This window comes from Pseudomonas sp. GM_Psu_1 (genome assembly GCF_026544185.1).
Taxonomy (GTDB): domain Bacteria; phylum Pseudomonadota; class Gammaproteobacteria; order Pseudomonadales; family Pseudomonadaceae; genus Chryseomonas; species Chryseomonas oryzihabitans.
Genome location: NZ_JALNUX010000006.1, coordinates 365074 through 383187 on the forward strand (window position 1 = coordinate 365074; position 18114 = coordinate 383187).

The 18114-nt window shown below is 66.2% G+C and carries 8 protein-coding genes; 2 read left to right on the forward strand and 6 right to left on the reverse strand.

The window, feature by feature from the left end:
• Positions 1–99: 99 nt before the first annotated feature.
• Both mscK and OXS31_RS13440 read right to left on the reverse strand, forming a co-directional pair.
• A complete protein-coding gene (gene mscK, locus OXS31_RS13435) occupies positions 100–3444 on the reverse strand; it encodes a mechanosensitive channel MscK (RefSeq protein WP_267399461.1) in 3345 nt (1114 codons plus the stop codon).
• Between the two features lie 241 nt (positions 3445–3685).
• Positions 3686–5425, reverse strand: coding sequence for a potassium/proton antiporter (locus OXS31_RS13440; protein ID WP_027598543.1), 1740 nt, complete (start codon positions 5423–5425; stop codon positions 3686–3688).
• A gap of 129 nt (positions 5426–5554) precedes the next feature.
• On the opposite strand from OXS31_RS13440, the gene rlmJ reads away from it, so the two are divergent.
• Complete coding sequence (gene rlmJ / locus OXS31_RS13445) at positions 5555–6391, forward strand: 23S rRNA (adenine(2030)-N(6))-methyltransferase RlmJ (RefSeq protein WP_042136848.1); 837 nt, start codon at positions 5555–5557, stop codon at positions 6389–6391.
• A gap of 124 nt (positions 6392–6515) precedes the next feature.
• On the opposite strand, the gene msrA is transcribed toward rlmJ, so the two are convergent.
• The 4 genes from msrA to aceE form a co-directional block, all read right to left on the reverse strand.
• Entirely contained in the window at positions 6516–7175 is a 660-nt protein-coding gene (gene msrA, locus OXS31_RS13450; protein ID WP_007161945.1) for a peptide-methionine (S)-S-oxide reductase MsrA, read from the reverse strand.
• Positions 7176–7255: 80 nt separating this feature from the next.
• Positions 7256–9862, reverse strand: a complete 2607-nt coding sequence (locus OXS31_RS13455) for an EAL domain-containing protein (protein ID WP_267399465.1) — start codon at positions 9860–9862, stop codon at positions 7256–7258.
• Positions 9863–10143: 281 nt separating this feature from the next.
• Positions 10144–12129: a dihydrolipoyllysine-residue acetyltransferase gene (gene aceF / locus OXS31_RS13460; RefSeq protein WP_027598546.1), complete on the reverse strand. Its 1986-nt coding sequence runs from the start codon at positions 12127–12129 to the stop codon at positions 10144–10146.
• Between the two features lie 28 nt (positions 12130–12157).
• Positions 12158–14800 carry a pyruvate dehydrogenase (acetyl-transferring), homodimeric type gene (gene aceE / locus OXS31_RS13465; protein WP_027598547.1) on the reverse strand — a complete coding sequence of 881 codons (2643 nt, stop codon included), beginning with the start codon at positions 14798–14800 and terminating at the stop codon, positions 12158–12160.
• 329 nt (positions 14801–15129) lie between these two features.
• Between aceE and glnE the strand changes: the two genes are divergently transcribed.
• Positions 15130–18090 carry a bifunctional [glutamate--ammonia ligase]-adenylyl-L-tyrosine phosphorylase/[glutamate--ammonia-ligase] adenylyltransferase gene (gene glnE / locus OXS31_RS13470; RefSeq protein ID WP_074585024.1) on the forward strand — a complete coding sequence of 987 codons (2961 nt, stop codon included), beginning with the start codon at positions 15130–15132 and terminating at the stop codon, positions 18088–18090.
• Positions 18091–18114: the final 24 nt, after the last annotated feature.

An 18114-nucleotide genomic window follows, 5' to 3' on the forward strand; every position in this document is an offset into this window, starting at 1 on the left:
AGGAAGCGGAGTTTACGCAGGGTAAATGAGCATTCCGAAGCCATTTTCAACGCCGTTTGGCCGACGCGCAGCAGATTATGGACAGGCTCCTAGTGGCCGTCAGGCCTTGGATGGCTTGGGATCCGCGGCCTCCTGCTGGGCATCCCCTTCAGGTAGGAGAGGCTTTTTGCCCAGTTGTTTCTCCGCTCCGTGTCGATTCTTCAGGGTGATCTCCATCTGCGGCGTGGACAGCAGGTTGATGCCGGCGTCGCGCAGCAGCTGGTCGACCCGGCGGATCAGCTCATCGGTGGCGGCGCTGCGATCGCCCAGTTCCCGGACATAGATGCGCAGTTCGTGATCCAGGGTGGTGGCGCCGTAGTGGGTGACGAACAGCGAGGGTTCGGGGTCGTGGAGCACCCGCGCATTCTCCTTGACCGCCTGCATGATCAGCTGTTGCGCCTGGGCCAGGTCACTGCCGCGATTGACGCCGAAGGTCAGCACGATACGGGTGACGGTGTCGGTCAGCGTCCAGTTGATCAGCTGGCTGGTGACGAAGGTCTTGTTCGGCACCACCACCGACTTGCGGTCGGCGTCGGTGATATGGGTGGCGCGGATGCGGATCTTGTTCACCGTACCGGTCACGTTGCCGATGGTGATGAGATCACCGACGCGCACCGGGCGCTCGAAGAGGATGATCAGGCCGGAGATGAAGTTACCGAAGATCTCCTGCAAGCCGAAACCCAGACCGACCGAGAGGGCGGTGGCAAGCCACTGCAGCTTGTCCCAGCTCACCCCCAGGGTCGCCAGGGTGGTCACGGTGCCGAAGCCGACGATGACGTAGGAGAGCAGGGTGGTGGTGGCGTAGGCGCTGCCCTGTGCCAGATTCAGCCGCGACAGCACCAGCACCTCCAGCAGGCCCGGCAGGTTGCGCGCCAGGGCGACGGTGAGACCGGCGATCACCAGGGCGATGATGAACACCCGCAGCGTCAGGGGTACCTGGGTGGCGGCGGCGCCGGTACCGCTGGTGTACTGGTAGAGGGTGACGTTGTCCAGGTAGGAGAACACCGCCACCACATCGGCCCAGACCAGGTAGAGCACGCCGAGGAAGGCCAGCAGCAGGGTCAGGCGCAGCAGGCGCGAGGACTGCTGGTTGACCTGTTCCATGTCCAGGGTCGGCTCCTGCACCACCTCGACGCCCTCGGCGTCTTCCTGCTGCGCCTGGCGCTTCTGGATGGCGCGCTGGTAGGCCAGGCGCCGCGCAGCCACGCTCAGGCCGCGGGCCAGGGTGGCTTCGAGGATGATCCAGGCCATCAGCACATAGAGGGTGTCCACCAGCCGATCGGTGAGCTTGAGCGCGGTGTAGTAGTAGCCAAAGAGCACGGCGAAGAACAGCACGGCCGGAATGGCGGTGATCATCAGGCCGAGCAGCAGGCGGAAGAACGGCAGGCGCTCGCGGGCGGTGGCATTGAGCAGGGAGCGACCGAGCATCCAGGCCAGGCTGGCATAGGCGACCAGCACGATGAGGATGCCGAGGACGTCGTCGGCGAGGCCGGCGAGCTGGCGCTCGGCGATGGCCACCACCGCCATCAGCGCCAGGGCCAGCAGACCCACCCGTCTGACCAGCCGGCGCAGCGACTGCGCCTGGGGCCGCGCCCAGCGGAAGTGGGTCTCGGCCACTCCGCCGGAGGCCAGCAGGCGATACACCGTGTAGAACACCAGCCAGCCGGCGGCGATCTCCAGCAGCGCCGCGCCGATGGCGGCGTTGACCCCGCGTTCGTCACCCTCCAGGGCCACGCCGCCCAGCCAGAGCACCAGACTCGCCGGCAGGCCCAGCAGGATGGTGAGCAGGATGGCCTGGGGCGTATGCAGCTGGCTGTCCCGCTGATAGTGGCCGATGTCCTGGTTGAGCTTGTTGACCCGCCCATGGATGCGCGGGCGTTGCCAGATCAGGGTGGCGAAAGCCAGTACCAGCGGCAGCAGCAGCAGCGGCCGCTCGGCCAGACCGACATAGAGTTCGTGCAGGCTTGAGCCCCAGGGCACGTCGCGCAGTTGCTGCAGCAGCTTGCGGGGCGCGGTCTTGACCCAGTTCCAGTCCAGCGGCTTGTTGCTGGGAATCCAGAACATCTGCTCGTCGAGGGTGCCGCGCAGGCTGGTGATGGTGCTGCGCAGCTGGTTCTGGTTGAGCTGCAGATCGATGGATTCGCTGAGCAGGGCATTGAGCTCGGTGTTGAGACGCTCCTGCAATTCGCTGCGGGTCTTGAGCAGGTCGAGCAGTTGCTGACGCAGCTGCGGGGTGACCTTTTCCGGCGGCTGCTGGGCCAGCAGATTGTCGACATAGCCTTCCGGATTGGCGATCTGGGCGCGCTGCTGATTGAGTTCGAACTGATAGAGGCGCAGATCGGCGATGTCGTCGGTGAGGTCCTTGTTGACCTTGACCGATGGCAGCGCCGCCCGCTGCTGATAGAGCAGCTTGGACAGCAGCACGCTGCCCTTGAGCACGCCGATCTGTTGTTCCATGTTCTCGGTGGTCTGCTTGAGCTGATCCAGCTGCTGGCGCGACTCGAGATTGCGGCGATTGAGGTCGTTGAGGCGATCGGTGGCGCGCAGTAGGTAGTCGGACAGTTGCAGATTGAGCCCGGTCTCCTGGGACAGCACATCGTCCCCGGCGGTCTTTTCCGATTCGCGCGAGGCTTCGGCCAGGGTCTTTTCCGATTGCTGGCGGCGCTTGCCGCTGATCAGCGTCTGCAGGTCCAGGGTCTCCTGCTCGTAGCGCTTGACCTGCTCGGTGAAGAGTTCGCGGCGGATGGCGCCCAGATCCTGCAGCACGCTGTTGCCGGCCAATTCCTGGCGCAGCAGCTGGATCTGCGCATTGGCGGCCGCCTGTTCCGCCAGCAACTGCCCGCGCCGCTCGGCGGTGAGGGGCTTGGCATTCTCGCGTCCGGCCTTGAGCAGATCGGCGATCTGCTGCAGGCGCGTCTGCAGATTGGCGATGTCCACCTGGGCGCGCTCGGGACGGGTCTGGGCGTTGATCACCAGACTGTTGGCCGCATTGAGGTCGTCCTGCACGCTGTTGAGCGCCAGGCTGGTCTCGCTCAGGCGCTGCTCCAGGGCCTGGGGTGTGGCGCCGGCATAGCGCTGTTCGGCCGGCTTGATCGGTTCGGCGCGCAGCCGTGCCAGTTGCCGCTGGGCGTCCTTGGTCTGCTGCGGCGCCTGGGCCAGTTGCTGGCGCAGATCGGCCAGCTGCTTGACGTACTGGTCGCGCTGGTCGAGCAGCTTGAGGGTCTGCTGCAGGCTGTCCTGGGCGGCGCTCTGCTCGGGGGCGGGCAGCTTGCGATCGGCCAGGCCGTTCAGATTCTGCTGCACCTGCTGGGCATCCGGCGGCCCGGAATCCTGAGCGACGGCGGGAAGGGTAAACAGGCAGCCGCAGAGGGCGGCGGCGCGAAGCAGAGCGGACAGGCGGTGCATGCGGCAGGCGTCGGGCAGTGGAAAGGCGCGAGGTTAAAGCCAGGCTGCCTGGGGTGCAAGGTAACGTCCCTCAAGCCGCGAACCCTGTTCGTAAGAAGCCGTCCACGATCTGCTGCGCGTCGGCCAAACTGCGTTGAAAAGGCCTTCGGAATGCTCATTTACCTTGAGTAAACTCCGCTTCCTCAGGCCTTTTCGCCTGGTTTGTCGCTAGCTCGCGAGATCGTGAACAGCTTCTACACCGTTAAAGAAAGAGCGCCGGCCCGCTGTTGCGCCCTTCGGGAAACTTCACGCCGACCTTGCGCACGCGCTTGTTCTCGATGGCCGCAACGATCCACACCAGGCCGTTCCATTCCACCAGGTCGCCAACGATGGGTTCGCCGCCGATCTCGTGGGTGATGAAGCTGCCGAGGCGCTGGTTGCCGTCCACCTCGCCCAGTTGCAGGCCGTAGAGCGCAGCCACGGCGCTGAGTTCGGCGTCGGCTTCGAGGACGAAGTCGCCGAAGAATCTCTGGGTCTGCTGCGGCGCCTGACTGAACAGCCGACCCAGGGCCGGCAGATCGTGTTCGTGGCCGACCACGCAGAGGATGTCGCCGGCTTCCAGGGTGGTACTGCCGGAGGGGTGGAGCAGGGTCTCGCCGCGGAACAGCGCGGCGATACGGGTGCCCTCGGGCATCTTCAGCTCGCGCAGGGCGGCGCCGATGCACCACTTCTCGGCGCCCAGACGATAGATGAACAGCTCCCACTCGCTGGTCGGATGGACCTGCAACCCGGCGCGGGAGAAGGGCGCCGGTTCCGGCGGCACCGTCACCTTGAGCAGCTTGGCCGCCAGCGGCAGACTGGAGCCCTGCACCAGCAGCGACACCAGCACGATGAAGAAGGCCACGTTGAAGAACAGCTGGGCCTGGGGCAGCCCGGCCATCATCGGGAACACCGCCAGGATGATGGGAACTGCGCCGCGCAGCCCGACCCAGGCGATAAAGGCCTTTTCCCGGTCATGGAAGGCGCGGAAGGGCAGCAGGCCGATGGCCACCGACAGCGGGCGGGCGACCAGGATCATCCACAGGGCCAGGCCCAGGGCGGGCAGGGCGATGGGCAGCAGATTGTGCGGCTCCACCAGCAGGCCCAGCACCAGGAACATGCCGATCTGCGCCAGCCAGGCCATGCCATCGAGCATGTGCAGCATGCCGTGTCGGCTGCGGATCGGCAGATTGCCCATCAGCAGACCGGCCAGGTAGACGGCGAGAATGCCGCTGCCATGGGCGGCGTTGGTCAGGGCGAAGATCAGCAGGCCACCGCTGATGGCCAGCAGCGGATAGAGGCCGTCGGCGAGGTGGATGCGGTTGATCAGTTGCAGCAGCAGCCAGCCCCCGCCGAGGCCGATCACCCCGCCGATGGCGAATTCGCTGACGAAATGGCCCAGCAGACTCCAGCTGAAACCGCTCTGGCCGCTGGCGAGCATCTCGATCAGGGTGACGGTGAGAAACACCGCCATGGGGTCGTTGCTGCCGGATTCGATTTCCAGGGTCGCGGTGACCCGTTCGTTGAGACCGCGGCCACCGAGCAGGGAAAACACCGCCGCAGCATCGGTGGAGCCGACGATGGCGCCGATCAGCAGGCCCTGCAGCAGGCTGAGGTCGAACAGCCAGGCGGCGGCGACCCCGGTCAGGCCGGTGGTGATCATCACCCCCACGGTGGCCAGCGACAGTGCCGGCCAGAGCGCCACGCGGAAGCTCGACACCCGGGTGCGCATGCCGCCGTCGAGCAGGATCACTGCCAGCGCCAGGTTGCCCACCAGGTAGGCCATCGGATAGTTGTCGAAGGCGATGTGACCGGGGCCGTCGACGCCGGCGAACATGCCGACCACCAGGAAGATCACCAGGATCGGGATGCCGACCCGCGAGGAAATCGAGCTGACCAGAATCGACAGGCCGATCAGCACCGCACCGATCAAGAACAAGCTGTTGATGGTGACAGCGTCCAAGCGTGACTCCTGGGGTAAAGAATTGAAGAACCAGGGGATTTAACCCGCTGGGTGGCCGGGGTGTCAAAGCGCGACGCCGCGGGTGTCCGAGGAAGGCGGTACACTGTAGGGCTGACGCTGGAGTATCCCATGAATTACCGACACGCCTTCCACGCCGGCAATCACGCCGATGTCTTCAAGCACGCCACCCTGTTGCGCCTGGCCGCGCTGCTGGCGCGCAAGGAGACGCCCTTCGTCTATCTGGACAGCCATTCCGGCGTGGGTCGCTATGACCTGGCCGGCGACCAGGCCAGCCGTACCGACGAATGGCGCGAAGGCATCGGACGTCTGTGGGCCCTGGAATCCGCGCCGGCGGCCTTTGTCGGCTATCGCGAAGCGGTGGCGGCGCTCAATCCCGATGGCGCGCTGCGCTACTACCCGGGTTCGCCCGAATTGATGCGCCAGGCGCTGCGCCCTCAGGATCGACTGCTGCTCAATGAGCTGCACCCCGAGGACGGTCGCCTGCTCAAGGAAAACATGGCTGGAGATCGCCGGGTGGCGGTGCACCAGAAGGATGGCTGGCTGCTGCCCAGGGCGCTGCTGCCGGTGCCGGAGCGCCGGGCCCTGCTGCTGATCGATCCGCCGTTCGAGAAAACCGACGAGCTGGAGCGCTGCGCCAAGGCGGTCGCGGAGGCCGTCGGCCGCATGCGCCAGACGGTGATCGCGCTCTGGTATCCGATCAAGGATCGCCGCCAATTGAGGCGCTTCCATGCCGGGCTGCAGGCCAGCGGCGCGCCCAAGTTGCTCAACGTCGAATTGCTGATCCGCGCGGCGGACGACCCCACCCGGCTCAATGGCTCGGGGCTGGCCATCGTCAACCCGCCGTGGGGGCTGGAGGAAGAATTGCGCGAGTTGCTGCCCTGGCTGGCCGAGCACCTGGCCCAGGGTGAAGGCAGCTGGCGACTGGACTGGCTGATCGCGGAATAGCGAGGCCGGGACCGTTGGGCTTCGCTGGGCTCAACCCAACCTACGGGAAGAGCCTGGCGCAGGTTGGGTTGAGGCGGCGCTACCGCCGCAGCCCAACAGAGAAAGCCGCCGCAGCGGCTCGGGATCAGACCGCGAGGCTGGGCGGCAGGCAGACACCGGTACCGGCCAGGCCGCAGTAGCCGTTGGGATTCTTCGCCAGGTATTGCTGGTGATAGGCCTCGGCGTAGTAGAAGGGCGGCAGCGGGGCGATCTCTGTGGTGATCTCGCCATAGCCGGCCTCGGCCAACTGCGCCTGGAAGGCGGCCTGGCTGGCTTCGAAGGCTTCCCGCTGGCTGTCGTCGGCGTAATACAGGGCCGAGCGATACTGGGTGCCGACGTCGTTGCCCTGGCGCATGCCCTGGGTCGGATCGTGGGCTTCCCAGAAGATCTTCAGCAGCGCCTCCAGCGAGGTCTGGGCCGGATCGAACACCACCAGCACCACCTCGGTATGACCGGTCAGGCCGGAGCAGACCTCTTCGTAGGTGGGGTTGGGGGTATGGCCGCCGGCATAGCCGGCCGCGGTGGTCCAGACACCGGGTTGTTGCCAGAAGCGCCGCTCGACGCCCCAGAAGCAGCCCATGCCCACCACCAGACTCTGCAGCCCGGCGGGGAAGGGGCCTTGCAACGGATTGCCGTTGACATAGTGGGCCGCGGGCACGGCCATGGCCGTCTCGCGGCCGGGCAGTGCCTGCTCGGCGGCGGGCAGATGGGTCTTCTTGGTCAGGATTTCGGAACGCAGGACCATGGGATACCTCGTGGGAAAGGGCCAGGCGAAAGGCTCAGTGTACGCAAAATCGCGGCAGCGGGGTCAGTCCGCGCGGCGGGTCAGCGCGTCGGCAGGTAACGCGCCAGGGCGGCGTCGAGCTGGTCGGCCGGGATGGGCTTGTCGAACAGATAGCCCTGGCCGATATCGCAGCGATGGTGGCGCAGGAAAGCCAGCTGTTCGGTCGTCTCGATGCCCTCGGCAACCACCTGCAGCCGCAGGTTGTGGGCCATGGCGATCACCGCGGAGGTGATTTCCATGTCGTCCTGGTTGTCCGGGATGTCCTTGATGAAACTCCTGTCGATCTTGATGACGTCGATGGGGAATTTTTTCAAGTAGCTGAGCGACGAATAGCCGGTGCCGAAGTCGTCCATCGCCAGGCTCATGCCCAGGTGCTTGAGGGCTTCGAGGGTGTTGCGGGTGGCGTCGGTGGCATCCAGCAGGAGGCTTTCGGTCAGTTCCAGCTCCAGACGCTTGGGCGCGATGCCCTCCTCGTCGAGGATGGTGACGAAGGACTGCACCAGGTCGGGATCGGTGAACTGCTTGGGCGACAGGTTGATGGCGATCTGCAGATCGTCGAAGCCGGCGGCGTCGAGGCGGTGCAGCTGGCGGCAGACCTCGCGGATGATCCATTTGCCGATGGGCACGATGAGCCCGGTTTCCTCGGCGATGCTGATGAACTGATCCGGGCGGATCATGCCCTTTTCCGGGTGCTGCCAGCGGATCAGGGCCTCCAGTCCCAGCAACTTGGCGCGTTTCAGGCAGACCTTGGGCTGGTAGTGCACCAGCAGTTCGTTCTGCTCCAAGGCCCGGCGCAGGTTGTTCTGCACGAACAGCTTGTTGCTGGCCTCGGCGATCAGCGCCTCGGTGAACACCTGGACCTGATGGCCGCCGGTGGCCTTGGCTCGGTGCAGGGCGAGGCCGGCGTGCTTGATCAGGGTCTGCGGATCGGTTTCGTGCGGTCGCGCGGTGGTCAGGCCGATCGAGCAGCTGATCAGGGTCGGGTGGCCTTCCACATAGAGCGGCGGATCCAGGGCCACCAGGGTGTCGCGGGCCAGGCTGTCGGCGGCGACCGCGTCCATGCCTTCGAGTAGCACGGCGAATTCGTTGCTGGCGATGCGGGCGATCAGCGCGCCCGTGCCCAGGGCGCTGCGCAGGCGCCGGGCCAGACCCACCAGCAGCTGGTCGCCGATACGATGCCCCAGGCTGTCGTTGACCCTCTTGAAGTTGTCGACGTCCACCAGCAGCAGCGAGTGTTCGCGATTGGGATTGGACTGCTCCAGGCGGGCTTCCAGGCGGGCGATGAAGTGGCTGCGATTGGCCAGCCCGGTGAGGCTGTCGCGAAACACCAATTCGTCGTTGTGCTGCTGGGCGAAGCGGGTCTTGCTGGTGTCCTGGAAGATGCCCAGATAGCCCTGCAGATCGCCATTGGGCTGCTTGATCTTGGAGAGCGACAGCTGGCCCCAGTAGCTCTCGCCGTCCCGGCGATAGCAGCGCAGTTCGCCCTGCCAGCTGTCCTGGTGCGCCAGGCGTTGCCAGGCTTCGTAGAGCAGCTCGCCCCAGTTTTCCAGGGCGGGCAGGGATTCGACGTGCAGCCCCTGGAGCTTGCCGATGGGATAGCCGGTGATCCGCGCGAAGCTGTCGGTGGCGTGCTCCAGGCAACCGCTGGCATCCAGCAGCAGGAAGGCATCGTTGCTGGCTTCCATCACCCGGGTCAGGGGGTGGGCGAGCTTGGACGGGCGCTGCGGTTGCTGGAGCAGGGCGGCCAGGCATTCCGCCAGGCTGCGAGCGAAGGTGACGTCCTCGGCTTCCCAGGTGGCCGCTCGGTCCCGTCGCAGGCAGAGCAAACCGGTCAGTTGACCGTCGTGCAGCAGTGCCACGTCCAGCGCCGTTCCGCCTCCGCTGTGGGACGGGTGCAGCACCTGGCTGGCGTCTTCGATCACGCCCTGCTCGCGCAACCGGCGCCGGTGGTCGCTGCACAGGGTCGGCAGGCGTTCTTCCTTGCACAGGGTGACGAGGCCATTGCCCTCGTAGCGCCACAGGCTGAGTTCGTCCACGGCAAAGGCGGCCGGGCCCTGGGCGCGCAGCAGCTGCACCAGGTCGTCGTCCACCGGCGCCTGGCGCAGGGCTAGGCGGGACAATTCGAGCAACAGGGTCTGCCGCGCCTGGGCCATCGCCAGGCGTTGCTGGCTGTGATCCTGGCTGTCCTGCAGGAGGGCCAGGGTCGAGCGCAGGGCCACATTATGGGCTTCCCATTCGCCGGCCAGGGCGTCGTCGTTCATCACCCGCAGCAGATAGCCGCGCAGCAGCGGGCGACCATGGCGCTGCAGGCTCTCGCCGACCTCGACGACCTGGCAGGGCGCCGTGGGGGAGTGGAACAGGTAGCGCACCTGATAGCTGCCGTGTTCGGCCAGTTGCAGCTGGATGTCTTCGTGCAGCCGATGACGGACGCTGGGCTCCATCAGGCTGGCATAGGGGGCATCGATGAGCGAGCACAGCGCCTGGGCGGGCAGGCCGAGGCTGGCTTCGCAGCGGGAATCGAGATAGAGCATCGCCCAGGAGGCTTCATTCAGACGCTCGAAACGCAGCAAGCCCAATCGGGCAGGAGCGCTGAGCGCGCCCGCCTGATCGGCTACCGCGGCATCGGCAGCATCGGAGTGAATACTCATGCGAGGGTCCGCGTCCTTGTGAAGACGGAAAGATGTCCTAGGTTTATCGGAAAGGACAGACAAATCATTAATCCTTTTTCCTTTCCGCCTCGCCAGCACGCTGGTATGGCTGTCAGGTTGCCCGATAGGGCCCGGCGCATGCAAGGGGCGGCGCTCGGGGCGCTCATCCTACCTTTTTCCTGGATCTTTCGGTTGATCTGACAGCAAAAACCCCGCGTGAGCGGGGTTTCTGAACTACACCAGGGGACGGTAACGGCCTTCCGTTACCGTCCTGTGGCGGTTTACAGCAGCAGACCGCGGATTTCCGCCAGCAGATCGCCCAGGCGCTTGGTGAAGCGCGCGGCGGCCGCCCCGTTGATCACGCGGTGATCGTAGGACAGCGACAGCGGCAGCATCAGGCGCGGCTGGAAGGCCTTGCCGTCCCAGACCGGCTGCATGCTGGCCTTGGACACGCCGAGGATCGCCACTTCCGGGGCATTGACGATCGGCGTGAAGCCGGTACCGCCGATGTGACCCAGGCTGGAGATGGTGAAGCAGGCGCCCTGCATGTCGTCGCCGCTGAGCTTCTTGGTCCGCGCCTTTTCCGCCAGTTGGGCGGCTTCGGCGGCGAGTTGCAGGAGGCTCTTCTGGTCGACGTTGCGGATGACCGGGACCAGCAGGCCGTCCGGGGTGTCCACGGCGAAGCCGATGTGCACGTACTTCTTGCGGATCACCGCCTTGCCGCTGGGGGCCAGGGAGGCATTGAAGTCCGGCAGTTCCTTGAGCACATGGGCGCAGGCCTTGAGCAGGAACGGCAGGATGGTCAGCTTGACGCCGGCCTTTTCCGCCACGGCTTTCTGGCCGACCCGGAAGGCCTCCAGATCGGTCACGTCGGACTGGTCGAACTGGGTCACGTGGGGCACGTTCAGCCAGCTGCGATGCAGGTTGTTGGCACCGACCTGCATCAGGCGCGTCATCGGCACCTCTTCGATCTCGCCGAACTTGCTGAAGTCCACGGTGGGGATCGGCGGGATGCCGGCACCACCGGTGGCGCCGGCAGCCGCGGCCGGAGCCGCCTTGCTCTTCTGCAGCTGATCCTTGACGTAGGCCTGGACGTCTTCCTTGAGGATGCGACCCTTGGGACCGGTCGGGGTGACCTCGCCCAGATCGACACCGAACTCGCGGGCGACCATGCGCACGGCCGGGCCGGCATGGACCTTCTTGCCCTTGCCGGCGGCAGGGGCGCTGGCGGGAGCGGCGGCCTTGGCCGGCGCCTCGGCCTTCTTCTCGGCAGCCGGCGCGCTGGCGGTGTTGCCGGCAGCCGGCTTGGCCGCCTGCTTGGGCGCGGCACCGGCCACCTTCAGGGTCAGGATCAGATCGCCGGTCTTGGCCTGGTCGTTGACCTTGATGGCAACGCTTTCCACCACGCCCGCCTTGGGCGCCGGGATTTCCATGCTGGCCTTGTCGGACTCCAGCACGATCAGCGACTGCTCGGCCTTGACCTGGTCACCGGCCTTGACCAGCACCTCGATGACGTTGGCGCTGCCGGTAGAGCCGATGTCGGGGACCTTGATCTCTTCGACCGATTCACCGGCCGGCTCGGCGGCGGCTTCCTCGTGCAGCTCGGGCTCGGCGGCTTCCTTGGCGGGCTTGTCGCCGGCCTTGGATTCGACGCTCTTGCTCGGCTTAGCATTGGCGGCGCCCTTGAGCACCAGGATCAGATCGCCGGTGCCCACTTCGTCGCCGACCTTGACGGAAACGCTCTCCACCACGCCGGCGGCGGGGGAGGGGATTTCCATGCTGGCCTTGTCGGATTCCAGGGTGATCAGCGTCTGCTCGGCGGCGATGGTGTCGCCGGGCTTGACCGCCACCTCGATGATGCTGGCCTTGCCGCTGGAGCCGATGTCGGGGACATGGATCTCCTGGGCTTCGCCTTCGCCGGCGGACGCCGAGGCGTCCTCGTCGCCGGCCGGCGTCGGGGTTTCGCTTTCCTCGACCTGGGTCTGTTTGGACTCGGCCTTGGGTTCGGCGGCGGGTTCGCTGCCGGTGGCGGCGTCCTCGCCTTCCAGGTCGATCAGCAGGTCACCGGTCTTGAGGGTGTCGCCGACCTTGATGTGCAGGGCGGCGATCTTGCCGGCCTTGGGGGCCGGGATCTCCATGCTGGCCTTGTCGGACTCCAGCACCACCAGGCTCTGTTCGGCCTCGACGGTATCGCCGACCTTTACCAGCAGCTCGATGACTTCGCCGTCGCCACTGCCGATGTCGGGTACGCGGATGGTCTCGCTCACAGTTGTTTCCTCTTATCCGTGTGCCGCATCAGCAATCCAGGGGATTGCGCTTCTCGGTGTCGATGCCGAACTTGGTGATGGCATCGGCCACGACCTTGCGTTCCAGCTTGCCTTGGTTGGCCAGCGCCTGCAGAGCGGCGACGGCGACCCAGCGGCGGTCGACCTCGAAGTGATCACGCAGCTTCTTGCGGCTGTCGCTGCGACCGAAGCCGTCGGTACCCAGCACCTGGAATTCGGTGGGGACCCACTGGCGAATCTGGTCGGCGAACAGCTTCATGTAGTCGGTGGAGGCGATGACCGGACCCTGGCGCTCGCCCAGGCACTGCTCGACATAGGTCAGGCGGCGCTCTTCCAGCGGGTGCAGGCGGTTCCAGCGATCCACGGCCAGGCCTTCACGGCGCAGTTCGTTGAAGCTGGTGACGCTCCAGATGTCGGCGCCGACGCCCATCTCGCGCAGCAGGCTCGCGGCAGCGCGGACCTCGTTGAGGATGGTGCCCGAGCCCAAGAGCTGGACGCGGTGCTTGAAGTCGCCCTTTTCTTCTTCCAGCAGGTACATGCCCTTGATGATGCCGTCCTCGACACCTGCGGGCATGGCCGGCTGCTGGTAGTTCTCGTTCATCACGGTGATGTAGTAGAAGACGCTCTGCTGCAGTTCCATCATCTGATGGATGCCTTCGCGCATGATCACCGCCAGCTCGTAGGCATAGGTGGGATCGTAGCTGCGGCAGTTGGGGATGGTGCCGGCCAGGATGTGGCTGTGACCGTCCTCGTGCTGCAGGCCTTCACCGTTCAGGGTGGTGCGGCCGGAGGTGCCGCCCAGCAGGAAGCCGCGGGTCTGGGCATCGCCCGCCGCCCAGGCCAGGTCGCCGATGCGCTGGAAGCCGAACATCGAATAGAAGATGTAGACCGGCAGCATGGGCTGGTTGTAGTTGCTGTAGGCGGTACCGGCGGCGATGAAGGAGGACATGGCGCCGGCCTCGTTGAGGCCTTCCTGGAGGATCTGGCCGTCCTTCTCCTCGCGGTAGTACATCACCTGGTCGCGGTCGACCGGCTCATAGAGCTGGCCGTGGGGCGAGTAGATGCCCAGCTGGCGGAACATGCCTTCCATGCCGAAGGTACGGGCCTCGTCGGCGAGGATGGGCACGATGCGCTTGCCCAGGTCCTTGTCCTTGACCAGTTGCGACAGGATGCGGCCGAAGGCCATGGTGGTGGAGATCTCGCGATCGCCGGAGCCGTCCAGTACCGCCTTCAGGGTGTCCAGGGGCGGCGTGGGGATGCTGATGCTGCGGGCGCGACGCTGGGGCAGGTGACCGCCCAGGGATTCGCGACGACTCATCAGGTACTTCATCTCGGCGCTGTCGTCGGCCGGACGATAGAAGGGCAGCTCGCTGAGCTGGGAGTCGTTCAGCGGGATGTCGAAGCGATCGCGGAATTTCTTCAGCGACTCCACATCGACCTTCTTGGTGTTGTGCGCGGTGTTCTTGGCTTCGCCCGCACCGGTGCCGTAGCCCTTGATGGTCTTGGCCAGGATGACGGTGGGCTGGCCCTTGTGGTTGACCGCCTGGTGGTAGGCCGCATAGACCTTGTAGGGGTCGTGACCGCCACGGTTGAGCTTCCAGATCTCGTCGTCGGACAGGTCCTCGACCATCTTCAGCAGCTCGGGGTTGGCGCCGAAGAAGTGCTTGCGCACATAGGCACCGTCTTTCGCCTTGTAGTTCTGGTATTCACCATCGACCACGGCGTCCATGCGCTGCTGCATGCGGCCTTCGGTGTCGCGGGCGAACAGCGGATCCCACATGCGGCCCCAGAGGACCTTGGTGACGTTCCAGTCGGCGCCGCGGAAGATGCCTTCCAGTTCCTGGACGATCTTGCCGTTGCCGCGGACCGGGCCGTCGAGGCGCTGCAGGTTGCAGTTGATGACGAAGATCAGGTTGTCGAGGTTCTCGCGGCCGGCCAGGGAGATGGCGCCCAGGGTTTCCGGCTCGTCGCACTCGCCGTCGCCGATGAAGCACCAGACCTTCTGCTTGCCGGCGGGGATGTAGCCGCGGTTCTCCAGGTACTTCATGAAGCGGGCCTGGTAGATGGCGGTGATCGGACCCAGACCCATGGAGACGGTCGGGAACTGCCAGAAGTCGGGCATCAGGTGCGGGTGCGGGTAGCTCGACAGCCCCTTGCCGTCCACTTCCTGGCGGAAGTTGTTCATCTGGTCTTCGGACAGGCGGCCTTCCAGGAAGGCACGGGCGTAGACGCCGGGGGAGGCATGGCCCTGATAGTAGATCAGGTCGCCGCCGTGCTCTTCGTTGGGCGCCTTCCAGAAATAGTTGAAGCCGATGTCATAGAGGGTGGCGCTGGAGGCGAAGGTGGAGATGTGGCCACCCAGATCCGGATCCTTGAGGTTGGCGCGCATGACCATCGCCAGGGCGTTCCAGCGAACCAGCGAGCGGATGCGTCGCTCCATGAACAGGTCGCCCGGCATATGGGCTTCCTTGGTCACTGGAATGGTGTTGCGATAGGGGGTATTGATGGAGTAGGGCAGCTGGGTACCACTGCGGGTAGCCAGTTCGCCCATGCGGGTCATCAGATAATGAACGCGCTCCTCGCCTTCGTGGTCGAGGACGGACTCCAGGGCGTCCAGCCATTCCTGGGTTTCGACGGGATCGAGATCTTGCATGGCTTGCTCCAGGGCGGAAAGGCTTCCAAAATCGGTCGCCTCAGGGTCGCCGCCGGCCTCTTGGGGGCAGCGAAAATTCTTGGATTTATGACCGGACGGTTCCGATCGGCGTGTAGTTTTACTACAAATTCAAATCCGTTTCAGCTCCGAGCTGTAATGCGATAAAAAACAATTCGACGTTTGTCGAACGCGCTGCTCGAGGGCTCGCGAACTCCGAACCGCGGACGTGAAAACGGTTCCCGCTCGGACCAGGTGGTCCGTCGGAATGTCCCTGGCAGGGGGTTCGCGGCAGGGTGGCGGGATTCGACCGTCCCTGCGCAGGACTGCCCATGATACCCCTCCTTCGTCCCGATCTGCCTCCGACTCTCGTCGCATGTGCCGAGCTCGCCGACCGGCGTCTGGCCGATGCCCTGGCCACGCTGCCCGAGGCGGCGGCCCGCCAGGCGAACTGGTCCGCGGCGCAACGCGCCGACTGGCGACGGGTGGCTGCCCTCAGTGACTTCGTCGTCGAGCAATTCTGCCGGTTGCCCGAGCCTTGCCTGGCGCTGGTCGACAGCGGCGACCTTGCGCTGTCGCTGGCGCCGGGGGCCATGGCGCAGCGCCTGCGCGACGCCCTGGCCGACTGCCCGGACGAAGCCGAACTGGGACGGCGGCTGCGGCGCTTCCGCATGCTGCAGCAGGTGCGCATCGTCTGGCGCGACCTGACCCGCCGCGCCGATCTGGTGGAGACCTGTCGCGACCTCAGCGACCTGGCCGATGCCTGCATCGACCAGGCCTGCGCCTGGCTGTACGCCCAGCAGTGCAGCCAGTTCGGCGTGCCGACCGGACGCCACAGCGGCCAGCCGCAGCAGCTGGTGGTGCTGGGCATGGGCAAGCTGGGCGCGGGAGAGCTCAATCTGTCCTCCGACATCGACCTGATCTTCGCCTATGGCGAGGCCGGGGAGACCCGCGGCGCGCGGCGCGAGCAGGACAACCAGGAATTCTTCACCCGCCTCGGGCAGCGCCTGATCAAGGCGCTGGACGCCGTCACCGTGGACGGCTTCGTCTTTCGCGTCGACATGCGCCTGCGGCCCTATGGCAGCGCCGGTGCCCTGGTGCTGAGCTTTGCCGCCATGGAGCTCTATTACCAGGACCAGGGGCGCGACTGGGAACGCTACGCCATGATCAAGGCGCGGGTGGTCGGTGGCGACCAGGCCAGCGGCGCCGAGCTGCTGACCCTGCTGCGGCCCTTCGTCTATCGGCGCTATCTGGATTTCTCCGCCATCGAAGCCCTGCGCAGCATGAAGCAGCTGATCCGCCAGGAGGTGCGCCGGCGCGGCATGACCGACAACGTCAAGCTGGGCGCGGGTGGCATCCGCGAAGTGGAATTCATCGCGCAGGCCTATCAGCTGATCCACGGCGGACGCGATCCGGCGCTGCAGCAGCGACCGCTGCTCAGGGTGCTGACCAGTCTGCGCGAGCGCGACTATCTGCCGGCCGCGGCCGAAGCCGAGTTGCGCGAGGGCTATTGCTTCCTGCGCTATGTGGAGCACGGGCTGCAGGCCATCGCCGACCAGCAGACCCAGACCCTGCCGGTGGATCCCCAGGGCCGGGCGCGGGTGGCCTTTCTCATGGGCCATGCCGACTGGGATGAATTCAGCGCCGCGCTCGACGCCTGGCGCAGCCGCATCGACTGGCACTTCCAGCAGACCATCGCCGATCCCGAGGAGGAGACCCAGAGCGCCGAACTGGAAGACAGCTGGCTGCCGCTGTGGGAGGACCTGCTCGACCCCGAGGAGTCCCAGGCGCGACTGCGCGAGGCGGGCTTCCAGGCGCCGGAGCAGGCGCTGGAATTGCTGGCCAGTCTGCGCGCCAGTGGTCAGGTGCGCGCCATGCAGCGCGCCGGTCGCGAACGCCTGGATGCCTTCATGCCGAGGCTGCTGGATGCGGTCAGCGCCGACGAGCAACCCGATCGGGCGCTGGAGCGGGTGCTGCCGCTGGTGGAGGCGGTGGCGCGTCGCTCGGCCTACCTGGTCCTGCTCAGCGAGAATCCGCCGGCCCTGGCGCGGCTGCTGGAACTCTGTGGCGCCAGTGCCTGGGTGGCCGAGCAGATCGCCCGCTATCCGGCGCTGCTCGACGAGTTGCTCAACGAGGGGCGGCTCTATCATCCGCCGCAGAAGCCGGAACTGGCCGCCGAGTTGCGCGAGCGCCTGATGCGCCTGCCCGAAGAGGACCTGGAGCAGCAGATGGACGTGCTGCGCCACTTCAAGCGCGCCCACAGCCTGCGGGTGGCGGCGGCGGAGATCGCCGGCAGCCTGCCGCTGATGAAGGTCAGCGACTATCTCACCTGGCTGGCCGAGGTGATCCTCGAAGAGGTGTTCGGCCTGGCCTGGCGCCAGCTGGTGCAGCGCCATGGCACGCCGCAGCGGCGCGACGGCTCGCCCTGCCAGCCGGATTTCGTCATCGTCGGCTATGGCAAGGTCGGGGGCATCGAACTCGGCCACGGTTCGGATCTCGACCTGGTGTTCATCCACGACGCCGATCCCCTGGCCGAGACCGATGGCGCCAAGCCCATGGATGGCGCCCAGTTCTTCAATCGCCTCGGTCAGCGGATCATCCATCTGCTCACCACCACCACCCCGGTGGGCACCCTCTACGAGGTGGACATGCGCCTGCGGCCGTCCGGCGCGGCGGGGCTGCTGGTGAGTTCGCTGGAGGCCTTCGAGCGCTACCAGCAGAGCGAGGCCTGGACCTGGGAACATCAGGCCCTGGTGCGGGCGCGGGTGGTAGCGGGTTGCCCGCGGCTGGGCGAGCGCTTCGACGCGGTGCGCGCGCGCATCCTCGGTCGGCAACGGGAGCTGGCGACCCTGCAGGCCGACGTGGCCGGCATGCGCGACAAGATGCTCGACAACCTCGGCACCGCGCTGACCGCCGGCGGACTGGGGCCGAACGCACGCCGGCCGGAGCAGCTGTTCGACCTCAAGCAGGATGCCGGCGGTATCGTCGATATCGAATTTATGGTCCAATATGCCGTTCTGGCCTGGTCGTGGCAGCATCCCGAATTGCTGCGTTTTCCCGACAACATCCGCATCCTGGAATCCCTCGAAGCGGCTGGTCTGGTACCGGCCACGGACGCCATTGCCCTGCGCGAAGCCTACAAGGCCTACCGCGCCGCGCTGCACCGCCTGGTGCTGCAGAAGCAGCCGGGTAAGGTGCCGGCCGACGGCTTTCTCGCCGAGCGCGACGAAGTACGCCGTATCTGGCACGGCCTGGGGCTGGACACGCCGTCCGGCAATCCGGCCACCTTTTAGGCCGTCATCAGTAAGGAGAGGCAA